The 6,182-nt window shown below is 74.2% G+C and carries 3 protein-coding genes; 1 reads left to right on the top strand and 2 read right to left on the bottom strand.

Going from position 1 to position 6,182, the window contains the following annotated elements:
- Positions 1–360 precede the first annotated feature (360 nt).
- Complete coding sequence (locus H596_RS0113180; RefSeq protein ID WP_027285292.1) at positions 361–1,608, top strand: alginate O-acetyltransferase AlgX-related protein; 1,248 nt, start codon at positions 361–363, stop codon at positions 1,606–1,608.
- Here the strand turns inward: H596_RS0113180 and H596_RS24165 are convergent.
- Both H596_RS24165 and H596_RS0113170 read right to left on the bottom strand, forming a co-directional pair.
- Positions 1,548–2,300, bottom strand: coding sequence for a GDSL-type esterase/lipase family protein (locus tag H596_RS24165; RefSeq protein ID WP_051212973.1), 753 nt, complete (start codon positions 2,298–2,300; stop codon positions 1,548–1,550). The genes H596_RS0113180 and H596_RS24165 overlap by 61 nt on opposite strands.
- Positions 2,297–6,175, bottom strand: coding sequence for a cellulose synthase subunit BcsC-related outer membrane protein (locus H596_RS0113170; protein ID WP_156910119.1), 3,879 nt, complete (start codon positions 6,173–6,175; stop codon positions 2,297–2,299). The genes H596_RS24165 and H596_RS0113170 overlap by 4 nt, the downstream gene beginning before the upstream one ends.
- Between the last annotated feature and the right edge of the window lie 7 nt (positions 6,176–6,182).

The following is a 6,182-nucleotide window of genomic DNA, read 5'->3' as shown; positions in this document are numbered from 1 at the left end:
TCCGCACCGCCGCCGTCACGCTGTCCTTGTGAACATCAAGCCCCGCACAGCGGGGATGCAGCACTTCCATCGCTCTCTCCTCCTCTGCCAAGACCGGTGGAGAAGGCCCAAGAAGGGAAGTCTAGACAGCGCGCTCCCAGGCGTCGCCGCCCTTGGCGCAAGCGAGGGTGCTCGGGGCCTTCCGGGTCCAACTGATACGCGGGCTCTGGCGCACCATGACCATGCCGACCTCGCCACCAGCCAAACCATAGTGCCACAGTTTCATCCACGGCGGGTCGGGACCGCCGGTGGGTAACTCATACCAGCGGCCGCGCCGCAGCCTCCGCCGTCACGGCCGGCGGCGGGTGGGGTGAGCCTCCCTTGCCGCTTCCGGAGGGCGTGGGCCGCCGCCTGCTGTGCGCGGGGGGGGCGGGGCTTCTCGCCGCCCCCTTTCTCGCCATCCCCTCCGGCGCGCGGGCCCAGCAGGAGACGGCGATCCGCGGGCGGGATGGCTGGCTCTTCGCCCCTTGGGACCGGCTGGACCGTGTGGATCTGACCAACATCCCCCGCGTCTGCGAAATCATCGGGGAGGCGATGCGGATGGTCCGCGCCGCCGGCATCGAGGTGGTGCTCGCGCTCATCCCCGCCAAGGCGACCATCTACCGCGACATGATGCCGCCGGAGATGCCGCCCTCGCGCGAGGCGCTCGGCCGCTACGCCCTCATCCACCGCAGCCTGCAGGAGCAACGCGCCGGCTGGCTGCCGGACCTGCTCTCGCCCATGCTCCAGGCCCGCGCCGCCCGGCCCGACCAGCGCCTCTTCTTCCGCGCCGACACCCACTGGACGGCGGCGGGGGCCGAGCTCTGCGCGGCCGAAGTGGCCCGTTTCATCCGCGCCCAGATCCCGTTGCCGCCGCCGCCCGGGCCGGGCGAGAGGCTGGGGCCGCCGGTGGTGCGCACGCGGAGCCGGGCCGATCTGCTGCCCTTCCTGCCCGCGGCCGAGCGGCGGAACTATCCGCCCGAGGAGTATCTCATCCGTGCGCCGGTGCGCGCCGGCGCCGGCGGGCTGGTGGGCGAGGACAGGGCGGATGTGATGGCGCTGGGCAGCAGCTTCCTCGCCCCGGAGTTCAACTTCTCGCCTGCGCTCTCGGCCGGTCTCGGCCGGCCTGTCGCGCTGGAGTGGCGGGTGGCCAATATCGGCCCCTACGCCACGCTGACGGGCTATCTCGGCTCCCAGCTCTTCCGCCGCCAGCGTCCGCGCCTGCTGGTGATGAGTCTGCTGGAGCAGCCGATGGTGCTGCTGCCGGGCAACCGCTCCGCCTTCCCGGAACATGCCATGAGCGCCGACAGTTTCCTCGACCGGGTGCGCGAGGCGCTGGCCGCGCGCTTATGCGGTGGGCATGATACGGCCGGCATGACATGCCGGCCGTATCGCGCGCAGGGTTGGTGTGGCGGCTGCGCGCCAAAACAAAGGCATACCAGCGGCCGCACCGGCCCCTCAGGGGGCGAAATCAGCGGCCGCTGGTATGACATGCCGACCGCATCGCGCGCAGGGTGGGCCGGCGGCGTCTATGGCTCCCCCATGAGCCGCCGCAGAGTCGCCTCCATCGCCCCGCCCAGGATGGCGTAGCCGAGAAGGGTCGGGTGCAGAAGGTCGAAGGCGATGGCGGGAGAAAGCCGGCCCGCCCCGTCCAGCAGCGCGCGCCCCGCGTCGCTCCACACCACGCGCCGCCCGTCCGCGCAGCTCTCGAGGAGCTGGTTCACCCGCTCGTTGATCGCCCGCCCCGGATCCCGCGGATCGGCCCCCCGCGGCAGCAAGGCCATGAGCAGGATCCGCGTGTCGGGAGAACGGCGGCGGATTTCCTCCATGATCTGCACCACCGCTTGCGCCGTGCCCTCCGGGCGCGCGCCCATCGCCGCGTTGTTCGTGCCGATGAGCAGCACCGCCACGCGCGGACGCAGCCCAGCGGGCCAATGCCCCTGCCCGAGCCGCCAGAGCAGCGTCGCCGTCGTGTCGCCCGGAAGGGCGAGGTTCAGCGCGCGGCGATGGCCGTGGAAATGCTGGAAGAGCTCGGGCGGATAGGCGAAGAGAAGGGAGTCACCCAGGAAGACCAGCTCGACGGCCGAGGCGTCGAGGCCGCGCAGCCGCGCGGTCAGCGCCGCCGCCTGCCGCCCCCATTCCGGCCAGTTGTGCGGCGCGGGGACGGCTTCCGGGGGCGGGGCGCGCGGGTCCGGCGGGGCGGGGCAGCCCCGGGCCGCGGGCGCCGCGAGCCCGAGCGCAAGCAGCAGCGCCGCCGCCCCGCGCAGCGCGCTCCCGATCACCAGACCGGCCGCGCCGCGCCCGAGGGCAGGCGGACCAGCTCCGGCGCGCCGCCCTGGAACATGCCGAGCTGCGGGTCGTTCACGTTGGGATAGGCCGTGCGCGCGGGGAAGGCGGCGTAAAGCGGCGCCAGATCCGCCCGCGGGCGGTCGAAGCGGTAGCGCAGATAGAGGAAGGCCGCCGTGTCCTCGTAGTTGCCCACCCGTTCGTAGCGCCCGGCTAGGCCCAGGCGCAGGTGCGGAGTGGCGGCGTATTCGAGATTTGCGAAAAGGCTCCCCGTCGGCCCGCTGCTGCGTGCGCCGGGCAGCCGCGCCTGGAACACCTCCGGCGCGGCGGCCGCCTGCGCCTCGATCTGCGCCTGGTAGAAGGGGTTGGTCGGAAAGACCGGCGCCGAGGCGGTACGGAAACTCTGATAGCCCACGGCGCCGATGCCGCGGAAGGTCCAGTCGCCCCACTGCGCGCGGTATTCGCCGAGCAGCGAGGCGACGACGCTTTGCGACGGGCTGAAATACCCGCCATGGCCGAAGGTGAAGCCGCCCGCGTTGCGGTCATGGCCGACGTAGCGCAGATCCATCCCGATGGTGACGGATTGCCCGGGCTGACGCAGCACGGTGTAGAAGCCGCCCACCCCCGCCTCGTAGCGTGTGTTGCGCACGACATTGCCGCCGGTCAGCGCATGCACCCCGCCGCCGGCGTAGAGGCCGGAGCGCGCATCGGGCGAATATTCGAACTGGATGCGGCCGCCGGTGCGGGTCACGCCGCCCCAGAACGGGCCGCTGAGAACCTGGCGATACCCGGCGTAGGAGAGGATGCTGTCGGTCACCGGCGCGCGCTCGGCGGTCAGACGCACGCGAAGGCGATCCGTGATCTGCGGCACCACCTCGAACATGCCCGTCCAGGTCGGCCGCTGGAAGCCAAGCGGCGTGGAGCCGATCTCCGCGCGCAGGTTCGGCCGGATGTAGGCGACTCGTACGGCCGCGCCCTCCACCTCGGAGGGCGGCCGCACGAAGGCCGGGCGGGCGAAGGAGGGATCGGCGAAGACCGGGTTGGTGCCGAAGCTCTGGGTGGTGGTGAAGTCGCTTCCCATCCGCCCGGCGCGCAGCAGCACGGTGTCCACGCCCACGGTCAGCCGGCCGCCGATCTCGGGCGCGGGGACCGACACCTCCGCGGGCAGGGTGACGTTGGTCATGCGGCTGATGCCGGCGACGCCTCCGCGGCTCTGCACCTGCACCCCGCCCTGGATCCACATGGAGGCCTCGTCGCGCGCGCGGATCAGCTCCTGCGCGATCTGGGCCGTCAGCGGATCGTGCAGGCGCTGGGCCTGGGGCATGCCGCCGCCGGGGCTCATGGCCCGCGCCGCGGCCGCGGCGCCCGCAACCTCGCCGTCCGCCCGCAGTTCCGCGAGGCGGCGCGCCGCCGCGCGCTCCATGAGCCGAAGCGTGCCGAGCTGGTCGCCACGGGCCCGGCGCAGCCGCGCCTCGGCCAGGGTGAGCCGCAGATCGCCCGGATGGAAGAAGGCTCCCTCCACGAGCGCGGCCTGGGCGCGCGCCCAGTCGCGCTCGGCGATGGCGACGTCCACCAGCACCTGACGGGCCTCGATGTCGCGTGGGTTCCGCTCGAGCATGGCCTCCACGAGGGCACGGGCCTCTTGCGCCCGCCCCTGCGCCACCAGCAGCCGCGCCAGAGCGAGGTTGCCCCCTGGGGCAAGCTGGCCGCCCCGTCGCGCGGCGAGGGCTTCGAGTTCCGCCTGCGCCTCCGCCGGACGGTTCTCGGCCAGAAGCTGGTCGGCGCGGAAGCTGGATTGGATGTCGAGCAGGCTCTCCAGCTCCCGGCGCTGCTCGGCGGGCAGGCGGGGATCCATGGCGAGCGGCAGCGTCAGTTCCCGGGCGAGGTCCACCCGGCGCGCATCCACCAGCGCGGCCGCCAGCAGGATGCGCGCGGCGGGCGTCATCGCCGGGTTGCCAGCGAGCGCGAGACGCGCGGCGCGTTCGGTGCGCCCCGGCTCCTCGAGCCGGCCGAGCGCGCGCACCACGGCGGGCGCCAGCATGCCCGCAGGATCGCGCTGCCCCGCCATCTGCTCGAGCAGGGCGAGGGCGCCGAAGCGCCCGGCGCGCGCCTGGTCCTCGAGCTGACGCACCTCGAACTCGCGCCGCGCCGTGGCGGCGAGCCGCGCCATGTCGGGGTTGCGCAGCCGCGCCGGCACCCGCTCGAACAGCGCCACCGCATCGCCGAAGCGCTCGTCCTCGAAGGCGAGGAGCGCCGCGGCCAGCGAGGATTCCGCATCGGTGCGGGCCTCGAGCCCGCGCTCCAGCGCCCGCGCCTCCTCGACATCGCCGCGGCCTTTCAGGCGCCGGATCAGATCCACCGTCGCCCAGGCGTTGCCGGGGTCGAGCCGCAGCGCGGCGCGGAGCTGCTCCACCGCCTGCTCGGGATGATCGAGGCGGCGGGCGGTTTCGACCATGATGGCCGCGCGCGCCGCCCCCGCGCCCGCAGGAAGGAGGAAGCCGGCCTCGCGCTGCAGGGCCTCGCCCTCGGCGAAGCGGTTCTGTCCCTGCAGCGCGAGGTAGAGGCCCACAAGCGCATCCGCCTGCCGTGGCCGGAGCGCGAGGGCCGCGCGGAAACGCTCCTCCGCCACCGCGAACTCGCCGCGTTGCAGCGCGATCTGGCCCAGGATCAGCTCGCCCTGCAGCCGCTCCTCCCCCCGGCCGCGGGCGGCGCGGCGCGCGAGGGCTTCCGCCCGCGCCGCATCGCCGCGGCCGAGCGCCCTCCAGGCCAGCACGGAGGGGCCCAGCACCACGCCCCCGCCTGCCGCCTCCCGCCCGCTGAGGTCGCCCACCACGCGGCGGAAATCCTCCTCCCGCTCGGGCGAGACGGCGACCGCGCGCGCGAAGAACTCGCGCGCTTCGGCGTAGCGGTTCTGGATCTTGCGGATGATGGCGAGGCCGATCAGGGATTCCGCATCCGCCGGGTCGTTCTCCAGGGCGCGGTTGAACTCGCGCTCGGCGGCGGCGTAGCGCCGCGCATCCACCTCCTGCCACGCCAGCGCCCGCGCCTGCTGGCCGGGCGTCAGCCCGCCCTCGGCGCTGCGGCGGCGCTTCGCGTCCAGCTCGGGATCGGGGCCGGGAAAAGCTGCCAGATAGGTCTCGATGCGCGCCGCCGTTTCGGGATCCTCCCCGCTCCAGAGCAGGGCCGAGCGCCAGGCGGGCCGCACCAGCTCGCTCATGCCTGGGCGGCGGGCCAGCGCCTCCATCCGGTCGATCCCGTCGGAGCGGGTCTCCTCGCGGTAGGTGAGGATCTGCGCGAGGGTGAGCGCGAGGCGCAAGTCCCCGGGTGCGGCGGCCACCCGCTGACGCAGCTCCGCCACCGCCTCGCGATAGCCGGCCTCGGAGGAGGAGGCGAGCACCTGGTAATACTCGGCGGCGATGATCGAGGGCACCCGCCCGCCGCGGGCGAGCTGCCGGTAGCGCTGCACCGCCTCGGCCTGTCGGCCCGCCGCGGAGAGCTGGCGGGCCGCCGTCAGGGTCTGCCCGTCCTGCTGCAGGAGCTGCACCTCCTCCTCGGCCTGCTGGGTGCGCGCATCCCCCGGGGCGATGCGCCGCAGCGTGGCCAGATGGCGCTGGGCGGCGGCGCTGTCGGAGGCCTGCGCCGCGGCCTCCACTGCGGCGGCGAGAGCGTCGACATTGTTCGGCTCCACCGCCAGCACTCGCTCCAGCGCCTGCAAGGCGCGCTCGGGCTGGTTGCGCTGCCGCCAGTAGCCGGCCTGTTCGAGCAGCGCGGCCGTGGCCGCCTGGCCCGACATGCGCGCCCCGGGCTGCTGCGCGGGCTGCGCCGAGACCTCGGTCGCCGGCCAGGCGCCGAGCGTGGCGAGCGCCAACACGGCGCCG

The sequence above is a fragment of the Rubritepida flocculans DSM 14296 genome (genome assembly GCF_000425365.1).
Classification (GTDB): Bacteria; Pseudomonadota; Alphaproteobacteria; order Acetobacterales; family Acetobacteraceae; genus Roseococcus; species Roseococcus flocculans.
Note: the sequence above shows the minus strand (reverse complement) of the source record. Positions and strands in the feature narration are given on the sequence as shown.